The sequence below is a fragment of the Fimbriimonadaceae bacterium genome (assembly GCA_019638795.1).
Classification (GTDB): domain Bacteria; phylum Armatimonadota; class Fimbriimonadia; order Fimbriimonadales; family Fimbriimonadaceae; genus JAHBTB01.
In genome coordinates, this window is record JAHBTB010000002.1 from 119,556 (window position 1) to 137,676 (window position 18,121).

An 18,121-nucleotide genomic window follows, 5' to 3' on the forward strand; every position below is an offset into this window, starting at 1 on the left:
CGGGCGCCTAGCCGCGGCAGCACGCCGCCGCGACCATGGTGTCGAACGCCTTCCTCGGGTCTTCAGGCAGACCAAAGGTCTGCGCCATAAAGACCGCGACCGTACCGCTTTTCGGATCGGCCCAGTACTCTGTTCCAAACGCTCCGGTGTGACCAAAACTCCCGGCAGGACGAAGAGTCGTCCCCACGGGCGCTCTCCGCGAGACGATCCATCCGATCCCCACCCCGCGCTCGGTGTTCCCGTCCATCAAGAGGTCTCCGGTCTGGAGCGACGTCATCAATTTGGTGCCGGACGGAGAGAGCAGGCTCTTGCCCAAGAAGCTCTCGATGAACTTCGCCATGTCGGCGGCGGTCGAATAGAGGCCGCCAGCCCCGTTGGCGAACTTGGCTCCGCTCCGGAACCGGTCGTGGGCAAAAACTTGCAGGGCGCCCGGACGTCCGGTGTAGACCTGGGCGAGGCGCGGTCTCTTGTTTGTCGGCAAGAAGAAATGCGTGTCGGTCATGCCCAACTTGTCAAAGATCCGCTTCTGGACGAACTCTTGGAACGCCTGGCCGGTGACTTTCTCCACCACGGCGGCCGCCGCCGATATCCCGACCCCGCTGTACTTGATCTGCGTGCCCGGCTGGTAAAGGAGGGGTTCGGTGCCGATCAGCTTGCTGTAGTCGGCCAGGGTCATGGTCCATTTCTGCTCGTCGGTAAGGCCGCCGGGGTCGTCCGAGGCCAGACCGCTGGTGTGGGTCAGGAGGTTGAGCACGGTCGGGGCACGCTCCACCTTCGCCCCTTGGACGGTCACTCCCTTCATCGACGGAAGGAACTTGGCCACCGGGTCGTCCAGGTTCAAGAGTCCGTCCTCCACGCACAGCATGACCGCCGTCGCGGTCACGGGCTTGGTCATCGACATCACCTGGAATATGGTGTCGTCCTGCATGGGCTTCCCGGCATCCTTGTCAGCAAGCCCGATGGGGCGGCTGAGAAGGACACGCCCCCGTTGCCGGACAAGGACGACACTGCCCGCCAGGGCTTCGTGGTGGACAGCCCTCACCAGGGCCGGGACGACTTTATCAAGCCTGGCCGGGTCAAAGGTGGTTGATTGCGCGGCGGTTGCAAGGATGATGGCGGCGATGCTCATGGTCGGATGCTCTTCACGGTGTCGATGACGGTGCCGTCGACCCAGGTGACCAGGCCGATAATGTCGTCGGTGGTCGGCGCGGCAGAGGGGGGGCCTCCGGCCAGCCCTTCGGCCTCCCGCTTGATGTCGTGGATGTCGCGCAAAGGAAGGCGCGAACCCTTGACCGCGTCGAGAAGGTCTGTCCGGCGCGGGTTGACCGCGACGCCCCGCTCGGTGACGACCACGTCCACAAGCTCGCCCGGGCCGCAGGTCGTCGTCAGGCGGTCGCGGAGCACAGGGATCCGGTTGCGTAAACTCGGGACGGCAAGGATGGTGCACCGACTGAACAACGCGTCCTGCCAACCCCCCAGGCCGTGGAGCAACCGGCCGTCCGAGTGGGTGGCGACATTGGCGTTGAACTCCATGTCCACCTCCGTGGCCCCCAAGACGGCGACGTCCAGCATCGAGGCGGTGCGTCCCTTGCCGTGGTAGTTGTAGCTGTTGAAGGGGGTCGTCATCACATGCCGCTCGTTCTCACGGATGCTGCGGACTCCCTCGAGGTCGAATGTCTGGCCGTCGAGAACGGCCCCGACTTGCCCAGCCTCCAGCATCTGGACCAGCTGCCGGGTGCTCCCGCCGCGCGCGAAGGCGGCCCGGACGCCCTCGGCCCTCATCATGTCGGAGAGATAGACGGTGAACGCCAGCGACACGCCTCCGGCACCGGCCTGGAACGACCATCCCTCGCGCATGATGCCGGCCGCCCGGCAGAACTCGGCCGCAAGCCGACCGATCAGCAGCCGCTCCGGCGACTTTGTCATCTGGGTGGTGCCGCTGACAATCTGGGACGGGTCGCCGATCGAGTCGACCACGACGACTTGGTCCACATGGTTCCCCGCGATCTGCCACGGGGCACAAGGGAACTCGACCAAGTTGTCCGTGACGGCGATCACGTGGTCGGCGGTCTCGGCGTCGCCGACGGCAAACCCGAGGCTGCCGCAGGCCGACGGCCCCCAGGCACCGGTCATGTTGCCGAACATGTCGCACGAAGGGGCCGCGACGACGGCGACGTCGATGTGGACGTCACCCTCGACGATGGCCCGATACCGGGACCCGTGAGAGCGCAAGACCGCCAGTCCACGCATCTTCCCTCGGCTCGCGTAGTCGCCTACCGGGCCGTTCAGACTCCCTTCGATGTGGTGGACCGTGCCGTCCTCCAAGTAGGGGAGCAACGCCTCGTGGCAGGGAAAGACCGCGCTGGGGAACCACACGACGTCCCTGACTCCCAGTTCCTTCACCGCCTGGAAGAGCATCAGGGCGCAGCGGTCCCCGTTGCGCAAGTGGTGGTGGGTGCTCAGGGTCATCCCGTCACGGAGCCCTGCCCGCGACAAGGCCTCCTTCAGGTCGGCGACGCGCTTGTCGCCGTCGGCCGGAAAGTCCGCCGCCGTCCGGAGCGGTGGCCCGACTCTCCGGCCCTCGGGCCGGACGGCACCCAGACCTCCGTACGGTCTCCACACCTGGCCCGGTGCCCGGTCGAACGTCATCACTCTTGCTCCTCGCCCAGCGTCAACACCTGCTGGGCGCGGCGATAGACCGGTTCGTCCACCATCCGCCCGTCGACGGCGACGGCCCGCCCCGCCGCCGCTTCATAGGCCTCGACCGTCCGCCTCGCCAAGTCCAACTCGCCGGCGTCCGGGGTAAACCCCGCGTGGACGGCCGGGACCTGGGCCGGATGCACGCAACCGACTCCCTCGTACCCAGCCGCGCGCGCCGTGCGGGCATAGGCCGAGACCGCGGGCAAGTCGTCGAACCGGGGGTACACCGACGCCAAGGGCATGACACCGGCCGCCACGGCGGCGTTGAGCACCCGGCCCCGCGCCCAGGCCGACTCCGCCTGGCCCTCCGTCCGCTGGGCGCCGATGTCCCGAAGGTAGTCCTCGACACCGAGCGACGCGGCGACCACACGGGGGCTGCACCGCAGGAGGTCGTAGGCGTTCTCCACCCCAAGGGCCGACTCGACCAACACGACCACACGGGCCAGCGAGCCAATCTGACCGAGTGTCCGGTCGAGGGCGACAATCTCCTCCGGGTGTTCGCATTTGGGGAGCCAAAACGCCTCGACACCCGCGTCGGCAAGGAACGCCGCCTCCGCAAAACCGGCTTCACCGGCGTTGATGCGGACGGAGACCTCTGCCCCACCGAAATCCAGACTCCGCAACGCCTCGTCCACCAGCCAGAGGGCGGCGTGCTTCTCAGAAGCAGGCACGGCGTCTTCCAGGTCGAAGACGTAGACGTCGGCGGGGCACAGGCTGGCGTTCAGAAGGAGTTTGGGGGTGTCGCCCGGGACATACAGCCGGGACCGGCGTAGGCGGCCAGTCCGCGGGCTGCGCCGGACGGCGGCCCGTCGGGGAGCTTCGTACCCGGCTTGGGCGAAGGTCGATCCCAGCCGGGCCCGCCACGTGAAAGGCAAGGCTCCGGAATCGACGGCGTGGACGCGCAGGCCCGGGCCGCCCCAGTCGACGGCCATCTCCTGGACCTGCCGCTCGATCGCCTCCCCGTACAAGGTCTTTACCGACGACTCGTAGCTGAACGAGAACTGGCCGTCGGGTTCGGCGACGACCCTTACGTCTGCCCGGATGTCGGGCCCGGCATGACCAGCGACAAAACTCATTGCCAGGCCACCGGAAGCCACGTGTTGCGCCAAGCCCCGTGATGGGCTCCCCCGGCGCGGTAGTAGGGGCTCAAAGTCACCGGTTTGCCTCCCGGCGGCCTGAGTTCGACGTCGTCGCCCGACTCATGCAGGCAGTTAAGCGGGAACAGACGTGGCAAGCGGACGGTCGGCGCGGTGGGGATGTCCCCGTCTGGGCCCGCCGCCAAGACAAAGGGGCCACGGCTGAAACAGACGTACTCCTCGTGGACGACCTCTTGGCCGTGGTGGTCGACAGTGTGCGTGTAGGGTTGGGCGGCGACCTTTGGCCGGGCCTCGAACTGGAATGGCTCGCCCGGGGACAGGACGGCCTCGACAACCCTTCCGCCACCCTCGCACCAGGCCGGTACCCGGACATGAAGGGTCGTGGGTTTGTCCGCGGCCAGGCTGAACCTCTCGTCCCCTTGGCGGACTAACTGCACTCTGACCCCTTCCGGTGTCTCGGCTTCGAAAGGTTGAAGCAGATTGACCGTCGAGCCGTCAAAGGCGGCCCGTGCGGCACGCTCCAGGGCCAGGGCCCCGCTTGACTTGCAGCACGCCCAGTGGTAGGTGTTGTTGCGGCGGCCGTTGGCAAAGGTGAAGTAGCACCAGTCCTCCCCATCGGCGTCTTGAGCCCCAAGCACGGCGTTGAGCAGGGTCTTCTCCGCTTCGTCGGCATAGGACGGGTCGCCGGTCAGGGCGTGGAGGCGGAGGGAGAGGTCGAGCCAGGTCGCCGACGAGCACGTCTCGACAAACCCAGTCGGGGTAAAGAACCCCCGGGGGTTGAACACCTCCATGTGGGTCGCCACGCCTCCCCACGGGCCACCCAACGGGTTGAGGTGGTGACGGCGGACGTCGTCGTAGAGCGCCACGACGGCCTGGAGGGCTTGGTCGTCGTCCAGCGCCTTGCCTGCTTCGAGCATGCCGACCAGGCACCAGAGGATCTGATACACCTTGCCAGTCCCCACCTTGCTCACGTCGCACCCGGGGCGGGCAGAAAGGAGTCCGAGTCCTTGGGCGTCGGCGTACCGGAGTTCCTCGATCGCCGTCGTGGCGAAGCGCAGGTCACTGGTCACCTGGGAGAGCAGGGCAAGGGGCTCGACCATGACCAAGCTGCTCAGGCCCGCGTGGTTACCCTGGTGAACGAGGTGCCGGCCTTCGCTCACCGTCCGGACGACCAGACTGCCGATGCGCTCGGCGACTTGAAGGGCGTCCGGGCGGCCTGTCGCCAGGAGCCCGAGCACCAGCCAGGCGTGCACCCACAGGTCCCACGTCCTCTGCCCCCCGACATGTTCCGACGTGAACCGGGCCAGCGACCCCGACGGGTACGTCCCCAGGTAGCCGTCGGGTTCCTGCCATCCCGCCAACGCCTCGACGACCCGACCGATTGAGCGGTCCAGATCTTCGTCGCCGGTCCGACCCGCCGCCAGGCTCGCCGCCACCAACCACTTGCCGACGTGCTCGCCATACCAGTCGCCACCGTGGCTCGCTTCCCGGGAGGTCGGCGAGAACATCGCGACCGGTTCGGACTCCTCGTCGATGACAAAAGACTTGAGCCTTCGTTCGACACTCAGGTCGACCGCCCGCCTCAGGGGCTCGGACGTGAAGCGGAAGCGGACGGAATCCGGCATCAGGCCAGGCCACCCGACAACGGAGCAATCGTGGGAGTCCCGGCACCGAAGCAGCCAGACTCGACCATGAACGCGACCGCCCCGCTGAGGATCGGGTCGGCTTCGTCCGTGACCTGCAGGACCGGGACGCCGTCGATGGTCAACCGGAGGGTCGGGCCCGAGACCTCGACGCAGAACTCATAGTCGTGGAAGGGTTCCCAAGCGAACGGGGCCTGGGCGACGACCCGCCGCTCGTGGTCGACCTTGTCGAGGCGGACTTCGCCGGCTCCGCCGAACACAAAGGCGTAGAACTGCCTCATCCCCCGGCACCGCACGGCGAGCCCGGCTGACGTGGCCATCCGCGGCGTGACCCGGGCCGTGACGCGATAGTCGGTCCACTCACGGTTTCCCTGGATGAGGAGGCCGGTGCCCTCGTTGTGGGTGAGGAACTCATAGGCGTCCCGGACGTATTGGAACCGGTCGACGGCCTGGCCCCAGGCCCTGGCCCACATCGTTCCCTTCACCGGCGGCCACGAGGTCGTCGGCACCCCCGACCAATCGACTGTGTCAATCAGGAGCCGGCCGCTCTCTAACGCGACACCAAGTTCGTGAACCGGATACCCACCTTGGTCACCGATCGTCCACGCGACCTCGGTCGTCTCGCCTTCGGCCAGATGGAAGGCCGGCCCGTCCACCGTGACCGTCTCGTCGTTCTCGTCATATCGACCGATAAAGAACCTTCCCTTTGTGCCGGCGGCGAGGCCAGAAAGTATGGCCTTGACGGTGTGCCCGGGATAGAGCGTCGGGCTGGCGACAAGGACGTAGCCGGTCACCACGTCCTTGAACTCCGGCGGGATGAACGTCGGGGTGGAGGCACGGACGGCGGCGTGGCGGGCGTCGACGACCAACCCGCCGAGGCCGTCTGCCTCGGCCTGGCTGATGTTGTGGACGGCACCGGGACGGTCGGCACAACGCCAGCCCTGGACACTCCCCGGGAACGAAAAGTGGAACTTGGCCCCGCCCTTGGGAGCCAGCCGAGGCAGTCCCGCCAAGGCACGTCCCGCGTCGGCGACGGCGACCGCCTCGGAAACGGCGTCCGTGATCGCCCGCCCCGTGTCGGCTGACGGCAGGTAGAGCCGGTCAGCGACCGGGCCGCGCCAGTCCTTGACCGCCAAGCCCGGCAAACCACGGAGCACCCCGAGAACCGTGCCGACGTTGCCCGAGTTGCAGTCGGTGTCCCACCCCGAGGTGTTGACGATCGACATGGAGGTGTCGAAGCATCCCCGCCCATGCAACAGGCTCATGATGACGACGCCGTGGTTGGGCACAAGGTGGCAGTTGCCCACAAACCGGTCGTAGCCGTACTCACGGTCGAGGAAGGCCCGCGCCTGGCGCCACGTGTCACCCCGGGCAATACCCTCCCGCAGTTCGTCGATCAGCCGACGCACGACGCAATCCGGCGGGACAAGGGAAGCCGCCTCGGCGACGACGCTCTCGATGTCGCGGCGAACAAAGGCCAACGCGACCATGGCGGCGACGACTTGGGCGCCGTAGACCGCCTCACCGTCGTGGCTGACGCTGGCCGCCCGCCGGGCGAAGTCGGCGGCCCGCTCGGGGTCGCCGGGATTGACGAGACCCCATCCGTCAATGAAGATCTGGCTGCCGATTTGCTCGGAAACGATCTGCGAGTTGAGGGCGGCCGAACCGCTTTGCGGAGCCGGCACACCGCTCTTCAGCCGCAAATAGGCGGTGTGCTCCGTCGAGTTGCCCAGGCCGCCCCACCACAGGATCGTCTTCTCTTCGACCAGATAGTTCAGCCATGTCCGGCCGATTTGTTCAGGGGTAAGGCCTGGGTCATAGCCGGAGTCTTCAAGAGCGCGAAGAAAGGTCAGTGTCCCCGAGATGTCGTCGTCGGTGACAATGAGGCGGCGGGCGCGCTTCTCATGGACGTAGTAGGTGATTTCGCCGAACTCGGCCTCAATGCGGTCTTGGCTCCAATTCTCTACCGGACGGCCCAGGTAGACGCCGATCAACTTGCCCAACACACCCGCATAGACCCGCTCGGCGTAGGACGGGTGCGAGGCGTGGCCGACCGGTTCGGGCACCGGTGGCGAGGCGAGGGAAGTCGGAGGGACGATCATGACTTTTTCAGGAGGATTGTGGCCAGGGGTCGCGAACCAGTTTTGAGCTCCACCTTGGCCGTGACGCTCTTGCCCGCCATAAGAGCCCGTCGCACCGCCCCGAGCAGTTCCTCGGGCGGGCCGACCAACTCGGCGTCGATGTCGAACGTGCGGGTCAGGGCCGTCGCGGGGACCGCCGTGCCGGAACCGTTGTCCGGAACCCCCTTCAGCTTCAAGACGAACCGCATGTCGTCGGGAGCCTGGAGACCTTGCCGCGACATTTCTTGAGCGACCGCCTCACGTAGTTTGGCACTGAGGTCGGGCGGCAAGTCGGCGACTTGCGCCACCGCCTGCGCCCGGCCCGACAAGACCTTGGCCCGACAGGTGAGCCCGGCGCGGGGGTCGACCGCCCGGGCCGACGAGACGCTGCCACCGACCGCCTCGACACTCAACTCGGTCACGTCTCCCGGCGCGAACGGCTGGTCGTCACGGAGTTTCAGGTCGTATCCCTTGAGAGCTGCCGTCGCCGATTTCACCAAGTCTTGGCCCAGGAGCTGGCTGGACACGACCGTCCCCCCGGACGTCGACTGCCGGAGGACGACTCCCGCCGACGGCTCCACCACGATGTTCGAGACGCGTAGCTCGCCGGATTCGGTCGCCCTCGCGACGGACGGCCCGGCCAGACTTGCCTTGCAGACGATCCGGTTGGGGTCGTACACCGTGCCGACCGCTTGGCCCGGCGGGACGATGCCGTCCGGACCGGGCTTGGCGGACATCTTGAAGATTCCGTCGCTTGGCGCGACGAACACCTGGGGCGCGCCCTGGCTGCTTGTGGTGTATGTGAAGACGGGCTGACCCCTCTTGACCGGCCCGAAGTCGTCGACGAGCGTGTCGACTACGTGGACCGGGGTGTCGAATACCGCCGGCTCGCCCGCCAACTCCAACTTGACCTTGTCCGCCGACACCGTCTCGTCGACCGCATAGGTGAAGGCATAGACAAAGCCACCGATGACAAGGGCGACGACGACGTAGCCGAACCGCTCCAGCCAGGTCATGTACTTGGCATAGACGCGGCGCAACGCCCGGTTTTGGGTGCGCCAGTCGGGAGGCAAAGGGGATCTCATGGGTTCACCGTCACTGTCGTCCTTTCATGGGCTTGGTTCATGCGCTGGTACAGGCCGCCGCTTCGCAATAGTTGTCCGTGCGTTCCGCGCTCCACCACGGCGCCTTTGTCCATCACGACGATCTCATCGGCGTCGACGACGGTGTGCAGGCGGTGGGTGACAAGCAGAACGGCCCGGCCCCGGCTGACGCGACGGACGACCGCCATCACCAAGGCTTCGGTCTCGGCGTCGAGGGCCGATGTGGGTTCGTCGAGGAGCAGGAGCTTGGGGTCGCCCAGCACCGCCCGGGCAAGCCCGATCCGTTGCCGCTGGCCTTCCGACAGCCCGGCGCCACTGGCCAGATCCGTGTCCAATCCGTGGCCCAACCCGGCGAGCCATGGCCCAAGGCCTACCTCGTCCATCACCGCCGCAAGGCGGTCGTCACTGGCCTCCGGGTCGGCGACAAGGAGGTTGTCGCGGACCGAGCCGGCAAAGATGAACGTGTGTTGGTTGACCACGCCGCATTGGCGGCGGAAGGTGGACGCCCGGAGGGCGTCGACGTCCTTGCCGTCGAGCAAGACTTGTCCGGAGTCCCGGCCGACCAACCGCAACGCGACCGAGACGAGGGTGCTCTTGCCCGCTCCGCTCGGCCCCACGACGGCGACCATCTTTCCGGGGGACAGGGTGAGGTCCACATCCCGGAGCACGGGGCCGATCCCCGGCCTGGACGCCGAGACCCCCACCATCTCCAACCTTCCGGAAAAGTCGCCCAGCGGCACCGCCCCCGGGGCGTCGGCGGCGTCCTCCGGCGCGGTCAGGATCTGCATCAGGCGGTCGGCCGAGACCATGGTCTGCCAAATCCAGCATCCAAAGTTGACGATCCGCTCCAAGGGGAACGCCAACCGGCCCAAATAGGCGATCATCGGCACCGTCATGCCCAGGGTCATCTGCCCAAACACGACCTTACGGATGAGATAGACATAGATCGTCGTCTGCTTCAGGTAGGGCAAGAGCTTTTGGGTCGCGAACTCGAAGCCGACAAGGATGAGATACCCCTGGGCGGCGACCCGCTGCACGCCGATGTTCGCCTTGGTGTTCCGAAGTCGCTCGAACCGCGACCGGCCGAGCGCCTTGATCGTGGAAAAACTGGACGCCGCCTCCATGACCGAGGCGTCGCGGAGCTCGCAGAGCTTCAGGCGGCGGCGGTCGTAGACCCGGCCGTAGTGGGTCACCCAGACGAACAAGATGGTCCAGGGCACCAAGAACCCGAGGACGACCAGGGTGAGGACCGGGTCGACACTGACGGCGGCGACAAGGATCAGGGCGAACTCCACCAGCATCGTGCAGGTAGGCAGTATCCGGACCAGCATGTGGGCGATCCGGTCGGCGTCGGTGCTGACCCGGAACTGCATCTGGCCGACCGGCACGGACTCGACCTCCTCCAGTGCGATCCGCTGGATCCGGGCGTACATCCGACGGCGGATGTCGAGGCCCACGAGCATCTCGGCGGTCGAATAAATGTAGGTCCTCAAGGCCGAAAGCAGATAGACCGACGCGGCAAGGCCGGCAAGGACACAGGCGATCCTCACCGCCAGGTTCCAGTCCCGGGCGGGAAAGGCCTGGTCGATGATGGACTTGCCCAGCCAGGGCATCGTCAAGTTGAGCAACGTGACCGAGACGTCGATCAGACAGACGAGAAGGAGTCGGTGGATCTGCGGCCGGAGGAAACGCAGGACGTACTTGAAGGCCTTCCACGAGCCTCGCGAGACCTCCTGTCCCAAGTAGCCCGACTCAACTGCTTCGGCCATGGTCCTCCTCGGCGGCCTGGCGCAGCCACAGGTCTCGGTAGGTGCCCGGCACCTGGACGAGTTCGGCGTGGCTGCCCGACTGGACGATCCGCCCGCCCTCGAGCACGATGATCCGGTCGCAGGCCTCCACTGCCTTCAAGCGGTGGGCGACCGAGACCACCGTCCGACCCTTGCGGATCCGCTCGATGGTCGCCAAGACCCTGGCCTCGGCTTCGGGGTCGAGGGCCGACGTCGCCTCATCGAGGAACAAGATCTTGGGGTCGCGGACGATGGCCCGGGCGATGCCGATACGCTGGCGTTCGCCGCCGCTCAACCCGCTCCGCTCGCCCACGAGGGCGTCGATCCCCTCGGGCCGCCGGGTGACGAACTCGTCCGCCCCCGCGAGCCGAAGGGCGTCGAGAATCTGGTCGTCGGTCGCTTCGGGAAGGCCGAACCGGATGTTGTCGGCCAGGCTGCCCTGATAGAGGAACGTGGCCTGAGGGACACAGGCGACATGTTGGAGGTAGGAGTCCACCGCCACGTCGCGGATGTCCTGCCCGTCGACGAGCACCGCGCCACCCTCGGCCCCGTAGAGGCGCAGGCAAAGGTTGACCAGCGAACTCTTCCCCGCCCCGCTCGGGCCGACGATGCCGAGATACTCGCCCGGCTTGATCGTGAGGTCGAGGGCCCGGAGCACCGGCTCGCCCTGCCGGTAGGAAAAGTCCACCCCGCTGAACTCGATCCCTCCTTCGACACGCTCCATAGCCTTGGCGTCTGGCTTGTCGAGAAGCTGGGGCGACGTGTCGAGGGTCTCCAAAATGCGCCGGACGGGGACCAACTGCATCTTGACCAGCTGGAGGAGCTGGACAAAGTTCTGAAGCGGCATCTGGGCCGCCTCGATCAGGAGTGCGGTGGCCACCCAGTCGCCGATGGTGGCCTGGCCCAGCACGATGCGACGGGCCAGATACAGGTAGACGACGACGGTGACGACCCACCGCATCCCCTGCTGCAGCAGGCCTTGGGTCTGGACGAGCTTGCCCGCCAGGCGCACCCCGGCCGTCCGGGCTCCGCCGGCGGCCCGGAAGAACTTCTTGCGTTGGAACGCCAGGCGGCCGGCCGACGCCACCGCCCTCAGGCCCGAGATGCTGTCGCGCAGGACGGCGGTCTCGTTCTCGACGCCCGCCTTGAACTCAAACCCGGCGGCCTGGACTTTGTTGAAGGCGAGGTAGGACAGAACCGCGAACGGGACGATGTAGGCGAGCAAGATCAGAGACACGACCGGGTCGATCAACCACAGGAGCGCACAGCCCCACGCCAACGAGTACGACGTCTCCAGAAAGAGGGGCATCGTCCGGCTGAAAATCCCCATCACGCCCGGGTCGTAGGGGTCGACGTCGTTTGAATAGAAATACGTGAGCTGGACTTCCTTGCTGTCGGGGGGCATCTGGCCCGCGGGGGTCGATGTTTCAACCCGGTTGCCGACCCGGAACATCGAGACCATGTCGGCCGTGGCGCGATAGAGGTGCTCGCCGGGAGGCCGTTGCGACAGAGTCGCCATCGAAAGCCGGAGGAGATGACGGTAATAGCGCAGGCGCAAGTCCAGCGTCGCCCGCATCGAGACATACCACTCGATGACCTCGCGCCATACCGAGAGGATGTTGCTGACCAGCCACAGGCCCGCCTGCAGCAGGAGGATGCGCACCACGGCGTCCCACCGTTGCGGGGCCGTCATCGACCCTGACGCGATGGCCTGGTTCGTCAGGTCACGGGTCAAGAAAACGGCCAGTTGGGCCAACGGGACCGCCAGCAGGACGAAGGCCAGACCCAAGATGAACTTCGACCGGTAGGGCCGGAGGAACCCCCAAAGGCGCACGAGGACTTGCCACGTGCTGGCTTCTGGGCCGGCGCCACTCCTTGGGTCGGGGGATTGAGACATTGGTCTGGGCTATAGCCCGGGCCTGCCGACCGAGTCCGGTCGGCAGGAACTCCGGGCCAACGGTCTCACTGGGAGACCGGGTCAGTGGTCCGTTCGCGGTAGCCGGGCTGGCCCCGCTTCGGAGGGTCACGGTCTTCGAGGTCAGCCTTCGTGACCTTGCTGAGGTCGACCTGCTTGGGTTGCGGGTTCTGGGAAATGAAGAACCCGACGACCACTGCCACGACGACGACCCCGACCAAGACCAAGACGATCGGTTTGACTTCGGTGGTTTTCACGGTTACTGCGTGGCCTGCTCCCAGTGCCCCCAGAAGGTCTTGTCCATGCCGCCGCCCTCCGACTTGTCAAGCGGGATGTACGTCGTGTTTCCGCCACCGTAACCGGCGCATTCCTCGGCCTCGGTGACCGTCTGATAGACGCCGCTCACCCGGGTGTACGGGACGTTCCCGGCATGGCCGTCGCCGAACCCGGCGATGATCTTGTCGCGGTGGAACTTCGTCGCCGAATAGACGCGGTTCAGACGGGTGTTGGCCACGGTCTCGGGGCTGACGCTGACGGCGCAGGCCGCCTCGTCCGTGACGAAGTTGTAACCCGTCGACAGGTTGCCGGTCGGCCTCGTGACGATCATGTAGGCGCCGCGCTTGGCGATTTCTTCTTGGGCCGAGATCGTCCGGTAGACGCGCGGATAGAACGTGTCGGGCGGCGTGAACGGCTCGTATCCGAGCCAGCCGTTGCGGTTGGCGGCGAGGGTCACGAACTGAGACCACGTGTAGTCGGTGGTACTGCTCGTGTCCACCGCGACGCCACGGGCGGCGTCGAACATGATCTGCTTGCTCTTGAGATAGGGCTCGAGGATCGCGTAGTAACCCGCCGTCGGGCTCTTGGTCACGTCCTGGTACAGGTGGGCGACGTCGTCGTAGTCGTTGGAGTAGATGAGGCCACCCAAGGTGATCTGCTTGACGTTCGAGATGGTGGCCGTCGTCTTGGCCGCGGCCTTTGCCTGGGCGAAGACCGGGAAGAGAATGGCCGCCAAAATCGCGATGATCGCGATGACGACAAGGAGCTCGATGAGGGTGAAGCCAGCGGAGTTGTTGCGTTTCATTTGCGCCTCGTTGCGGGTTTCCGGGGGTTCACGTGGTCTCCCCAGGGGTGAATTCGACGGGCAGCACAGTCAGGTCTGCGACCTCCCCCGTGCCGTCGAGTTGGTTGACGAGAAGTTGCACGGCCCGCTGGGCGACGTTCGCCCAATGAGCACGTACAGTGGTGAGCTTCGTCGCGGGTTCGAACGGGGGTTGAATCCCGTTGAACCCCGCGACGGCCAATTCTTGCGGGACGGATATCCCGACTTCCTTGCAGTAGGCGCAGAGGGCGTGCGCGCTGGGGTCGCCCCAACAGACCGCCGCGGTGATGCCCAGCTCCCTTCGGCGGGCGAGCAAGTCGGCCTCGTGCGCCTCCACCTTGCCCCTCCAGTCCGTCGTGGAGCCCTCGACCGTGGACATGCCCAGCTCAGCGGCCCGCTGGACGAACGCGTCCTTGCGGCGGGTCGCCGAGTCGGAGACCCCGGGGCACTGCCGGTACAGGATGGTCTTGTGGCCCTTGGCGTGCAGGTGTTCGGCGATCGCCACCGACCCCGCCTCGTCGTCGGCGATGACCGACGGCACGCCCGGGATCCGGTCGGTGATCGCGACAAAGCGCATCGTCGAGCCACGGAGCTTTTCGACCAAGGGGTCGCCAGGCGCCGCGATCAGCACCAGCCCGTCGATCTTGCCGCCGGCGAGCTCGGCAAAGACTTCGTCCACGCCATAGCGGTGGAACGAGTAGTGGATCATCAGGTCGCGATAGCACTCTTCGCAACCGCGTTGGAGCCCGGTCAGCACTTCGGCATGGAAGGAGTCGTGCGGCTCCAGGTGCCCGTAACCAAAGTACAAGCCCAGGATGTTGGTCTGCTTGGTGCGCAATGCCCGCGCCAAGGAATTGGGCAGGTAACCCATGTCCCGCGCCGCGTCGACGATCCGCGACCGGGTCGCCTCCGAGACCCGGGTGTTTGACTTCGACCCGTTCAGCACGACCGAAACGGTGAACGGACTGACGTTCACCCGCTCTGCGATGTCTCGCAGACTGACGTTCCGGTTCGACTTGGGCTTAGTTGCCATTGCCTCGATGACCAATCGCTTGGTCTATCCGAGACCAAAGGATTGGTCAGACATTATTGCGCCCACTTTCCCGCTTTTGGGGCCCCTCTAGTCAAACCTAGTAAAAATACCTGGAGTCGGTCGATGACCCATTTGACCAAATGTTTGGTCAAAGTAGACTCTCCGGACATGAAAACCGTGCTGGTCGTCGGCAGCGCTAACCTTGACCATGTCTACCGGGTGCGCCAGATTCCCGCCCCGGGAATGACGGTCGCCGCCACCGGTTACCAGACCTTTCCGGGTGGCAAAGGCATGAACCAGGCGGTCGCCTGCGCCCGGTCCGGGGCCCAGGTGGTCTTTTGCGGCAGTGTCGGCGACGACGACGCCGGCTCGGCCTTGCTCCAGGTCCTCCAAGAGTCCGGTGTCGATGTCAGCCATGTCGTCCGTTCGGAGGTGCCGACGGGCAACGCCTCGATCCTCGTCGCCGACGACGGGACCAACCTCATCACCGTCGCGGGGGGAAGCAACGCCGCCCTCGACACCGGGCATGTCGAAAAGACGCTGGCCGCAGTACGGCCCGACGCCGTTCTGGCCCAACTGGAAACCAACATGCCCTGCGTGGAGGCGGCCTCGCGGCACCCCATGTTCATCCTTAACCCGGCTCCCGCCGCCGCCCTGCCCGACAGACTGCTCCGCCGGTGCTTTGCCGTCACCCCCAACGAGACCGAGGCCGAATCCCTTACCGGGGTGGCACCCGTCGACGAGGCGAGCACCCTTCGTTGTGGCGAGCGGCTCCGAGAACAGGGAGCCCAAAACGTCGTGGTCACGCTGGGAGAGAAGGGGTCGTTCTGGCTCGGTGCCGACGGCCCGGCCATGGTCGGCACCCCCAGGGTGAGCCCCGTCGACACGACGGCGGCGGGCGACGTTTTCAACGGCGCCTTGGTCGCCGCCCTCATGCTGGGCGACGACTTTGCCGGCGCCCTGCGCTATGCCTCCCAGGCGGCCGCCCTCAGCACCACGCGGATGGGGGCGATCTCGTCGGTCCCGACCAGGGCCGAGGTGGAGGCCGCCTTCGGCTAGGCGGCCGGCGCACCTTCGCGCAGGTCGAGCGCAGCCTTCAGGGCGGCGGCCGCCGCCTCGTACTTCTCGGGGGTCCACTGGTACTTGCGGGCCAGGCGCAGGCCCTCCGGCCTCGTCCCGACCCGGTAGTGGCGCGCCCCGTCGTGGAAGTAGCCGGTGTAGACCTTGTCCGCCCGGGACTCGACCAGCTGCCGGGCGAAGTCCACCGGGTCGCGCAGGGGCAGCATCGGCATCACGCAGGCCGTCGTCGGGATCCCCGCGGCATGGAGCATCTTGAGCGCGGCCAACCGGCGGACGATACTTGGCGCGGAGGGCTCGAACACCTTGCGCACGGTGTCGTCGTCGGTCGGCACCGACACGTTGACTTGGACGCGCTCGAACCGTCCGAGGACGTCGACGTCGCGGACCACGAGCGGCGACCGGGTCTGAATGACGATCCGAGGTTGGGGTGACATTTCGGCCATCACCTCCAACAACGACCGGGTCAACTGGGTCTTCGATTCGACCGGCTGGTAGGGGTCGGTGGCCGAACCGATGTACACCTTCGCGCCAGGCAGGGCCCTTTCCCTGCGCAGCAGCCGGACGGCGTTCGACTTGACCTGGACCCACTCTCCCCACGTCGCCATCTCCTCTGGCTCGGAGAACCACGCCGCATAACAGTACGAACACCCGAACTGGCAGCCACGGTACGGGTTGAGCATGTAGTCGTAGCTCTTCATCATCCCCGTCGCCGGGGTGAGGATCGATTTGGCCTCGCGCTCGGTGAACACGGTCTGGCCCATCCTCGCCGGCGGCTTGGGCCGGGGTTCCGGCCCGAACAACGTCATCTGCAGTGCCATGCACCACATTCTACGCCAAAATAGTAGTCTAATGTCTACTATTTTGACCAACCAACCGGACGGTGTCCGCGGTTCAGAAGATGAAGTCGGTGCGTAGGAAGTTGCTCGACCGGGCGGCGAGGATGCCGTTGACGAGGTCGCGGTTACGTTCATCGTAGTCCGTCGCCACCAGCGACCGGAGGGAGAAGCGCTTGAGCGCGTCGGTCACCGAGAGCGTCCCTTCCGCCGACGCTTTGCGGCCGGTGAACGGGAAATTGTCGGGCCCGCGCTGGCACTGGGTGTTCAGGTTGATCCGGCTGACCTGGTTGACAAGCACGTCGATGACCGGCCCGATCACCTTCGGGTCGTAGCCAAAGACGCTGACTTGCTGGCCGAACGGCGACTCGACGATGTACTTCATCACTTCCTCCGGCTTTTCAAACGAGTTCACCGGCAGGACGGGGCCGAACTGCTCCACTTGGTAAAGCTGCGTCTTCGGCGAGACGTTGTGGACCACGGCGGGGTGCATGTAGTTCTCCACGCGGTCGCCGCCACCCCGGTTGACGACCGTCGCCCCCGTCGAGACCGCCTCGTCGATCAGGCCGCCGAGGAACTTCATCGCGCCACGGTGGTCGGCGACGGGGGTAACGCGGACACCGGGCGTCCACGGGTGTCCCGCCTTGAGCCCGTCGATCGCGGTGCCCAGCCGGGTCAGGAACTCCTCCTCGCGGGACTTGTGGACGAACATCATCTTGAGGGCGGTGCACCGCTGGCCGTTGAAACCGAGGGCGCCCGCGATGACCTGCGGGATGACGACGTCCATGTCGGCGTCCTCCAGGATCATCGCCGGGTTCTTGGCGTCCAGCGAAAGGACCGACCGGAACCGGTGTGGGTGGGGGTGGGCGCTCTTGAGCACATCAGCCGTCTTCGAGGCCCCGATGAACGCGAGCATGGACAGCCGCCCGCTGTGGATCATCGGCGTGATGATCTCGTTGCCGCGCCCGCTGATGATGTTGACGACGCCAGGCGGGAAGCACTCCGCGAAGGCCTCCAGCAACGGGATGTTGAGGAGCTGGCCGTAGCGGGGAAGCTTGCTGATGACCGGGTTCCCCATGACGACGGCGGGGATCAGGGTCGCAAAGGTCTCGTTAAGAGGATAGTTGTACGGCCCCATGCACAGCGTCGGGCCCAGCGGTGAGCGGCGGATCTGGGCGAAAAAGCCCGTCTCGACGCTGAACCGCGCCGCGTCACGCTCCATGTCCTTGAGTGACTTGAGGGTGTCCTCGATGTACTTGACGGTGCGGTCGAACTCGTTCTGAGAGTCCTTGAGGGTCTTGCCGATCTCCCACATCATCCGCTCGACGACGACGTCGCGGACGGTGACCATACGTTCGACGAACTTCTCCATCGCCCGGATCCGCTGGTCGGTGGACATCGTGGGCCACTCGCCCCGGCCCTCGTCCCACGCCTTCTCGGCCGCGGCAAGGGCCCGCATGGACTCTTCGGGGTCGAGCATCGCGCCCGGCCCAAGTTTCGGACGGACAGTGCCTCCGTTCCATGTGAAGAAGAGGCAGGACTCGATCTCTTGGGTGGTGCCTCCCCACTCTTTGATCTCGCCGCCGACGAGATACTTCAGACCGTCTCTGACTTCGGGGATCGGCCGGCCGTCGGACTGCCAGGTCTGCAGGTCGGTCTGACTGAGGGAAGGGGTGGTCGCGGCCATGGGTGTCGCCTTGCTCCCTATCTA

14 protein-coding genes are annotated in these 18,121 nt (G+C 66.3%); 1 reads left to right on the top strand and 13 read right to left on the bottom strand.

Going from position 1 to position 18,121, the window contains the following annotated elements; translation table 11 throughout:
- Positions 1-7 precede the first annotated feature (7 nt).
- The 11 genes from KF857_04035 to KF857_04085 all read right to left on the bottom strand — a co-directional run bounded on the left by KF857_04035 (position 8) and on the right by KF857_04085 (position 14,497).
- Positions 8-1,129: a beta-lactamase family protein gene (locus KF857_04035; GenBank protein ID MBX3111156.1), complete on the bottom strand. Its 1,122-nt coding sequence runs from the start codon at positions 1,127-1,129 to the stop codon at positions 8-10.
- Positions 1,126-2,649 (bottom strand): hypothetical protein, encoded by a 1,524-nt coding sequence (locus tag KF857_04040; protein ID MBX3111157.1) that lies wholly within the window; start codon positions 2,647-2,649, stop codon positions 1,126-1,128. The genes KF857_04035 and KF857_04040 overlap by 4 nt, the downstream gene beginning before the upstream one ends.
- Positions 2,649-3,776: a hypothetical protein gene (locus KF857_04045; GenBank protein ID MBX3111158.1), complete on the bottom strand. Its 1,128-nt coding sequence runs from the start codon at positions 3,774-3,776 to the stop codon at positions 2,649-2,651. The genes KF857_04040 and KF857_04045 overlap by 1 nt, the downstream gene beginning before the upstream one ends.
- A complete protein-coding gene (locus KF857_04050; protein ID MBX3111159.1) occupies positions 3,773-5,422 on the bottom strand; it encodes a glycoside hydrolase family 127 protein in 1,650 nt (549 codons plus the stop codon). Before KF857_04050 ends, KF857_04045 begins: the two co-directional genes overlap by 4 nt.
- A complete protein-coding gene (locus KF857_04055) occupies positions 5,422-7,542 on the bottom strand; it encodes an ADP-ribosylglycohydrolase family protein (GenBank protein ID MBX3111160.1) in 2,121 nt (706 codons plus the stop codon). Before KF857_04055 ends, KF857_04050 begins: the two co-directional genes overlap by 1 nt.
- The gene (locus tag KF857_04060; protein MBX3111161.1) at positions 7,539-8,645 is read right to left on the bottom strand and encodes a hypothetical protein; all 1,107 of its coding nucleotides are present in this window, start codon (positions 8,643-8,645) and stop codon (positions 7,539-7,541) included. Before KF857_04060 ends, KF857_04055 begins: the two co-directional genes overlap by 4 nt.
- Entirely contained in the window at positions 8,642-10,432 is a 1,791-nt protein-coding gene (locus KF857_04065; protein ID MBX3111162.1) for an ABC transporter ATP-binding protein, read from the bottom strand. Before KF857_04065 ends, KF857_04060 begins: the two co-directional genes overlap by 4 nt.
- Positions 10,416-12,347, bottom strand: a complete 1,932-nt coding sequence (locus KF857_04070; GenBank protein MBX3111163.1) for an ABC transporter ATP-binding protein — start codon at positions 12,345-12,347, stop codon at positions 10,416-10,418. The genes KF857_04065 and KF857_04070 overlap by 17 nt, the downstream gene beginning before the upstream one ends.
- Positions 12,348-12,412: 65 nt before the next feature.
- The gene (locus KF857_04075) at positions 12,413-12,622 is read right to left on the bottom strand and encodes a hypothetical protein (protein MBX3111164.1); all 210 of its coding nucleotides are present in this window, start codon (positions 12,620-12,622) and stop codon (positions 12,413-12,415) included.
- 2 nt (positions 12,623-12,624) lie between these two features.
- A complete protein-coding gene (locus KF857_04080) occupies positions 12,625-13,446 on the bottom strand; it encodes a prepilin-type N-terminal cleavage/methylation domain-containing protein (GenBank protein ID MBX3111165.1) in 822 nt (273 codons plus the stop codon).
- 28 nt (positions 13,447-13,474) lie between these two features.
- Positions 13,475-14,497, bottom strand: a complete 1,023-nt coding sequence (locus tag KF857_04085) for a LacI family DNA-binding transcriptional regulator (GenBank protein MBX3111166.1) — start codon at positions 14,495-14,497, stop codon at positions 13,475-13,477.
- Positions 14,498-14,665: 168 nt separating this feature from the next.
- Here KF857_04085 and KF857_04090 point away from each other — a divergent pair, with 168 nt between their 5' ends.
- Positions 14,666-15,556, top strand: a complete 891-nt coding sequence (locus KF857_04090) for a ribokinase (GenBank protein ID MBX3111167.1) — start codon at positions 14,666-14,668, stop codon at positions 15,554-15,556.
- On the opposite strand, the gene KF857_04095 is transcribed toward KF857_04090, so the two are convergent.
- Positions 15,553-16,395, bottom strand: a complete 843-nt coding sequence (locus KF857_04095; protein MBX3111168.1) for a radical SAM protein — start codon at positions 16,393-16,395, stop codon at positions 15,553-15,555. The two genes, KF857_04090 and KF857_04095, sit on opposite strands and share 4 nt — an antisense overlap.
- A gap of 73 nt (positions 16,396-16,468) precedes the next feature.
- Positions 16,469-18,097, bottom strand: a complete 1,629-nt coding sequence (locus tag KF857_04100; protein ID MBX3111169.1) for an aldehyde dehydrogenase family protein — start codon at positions 18,095-18,097, stop codon at positions 16,469-16,471.
- Positions 18,098-18,121: the final 24 nt, after the last annotated feature.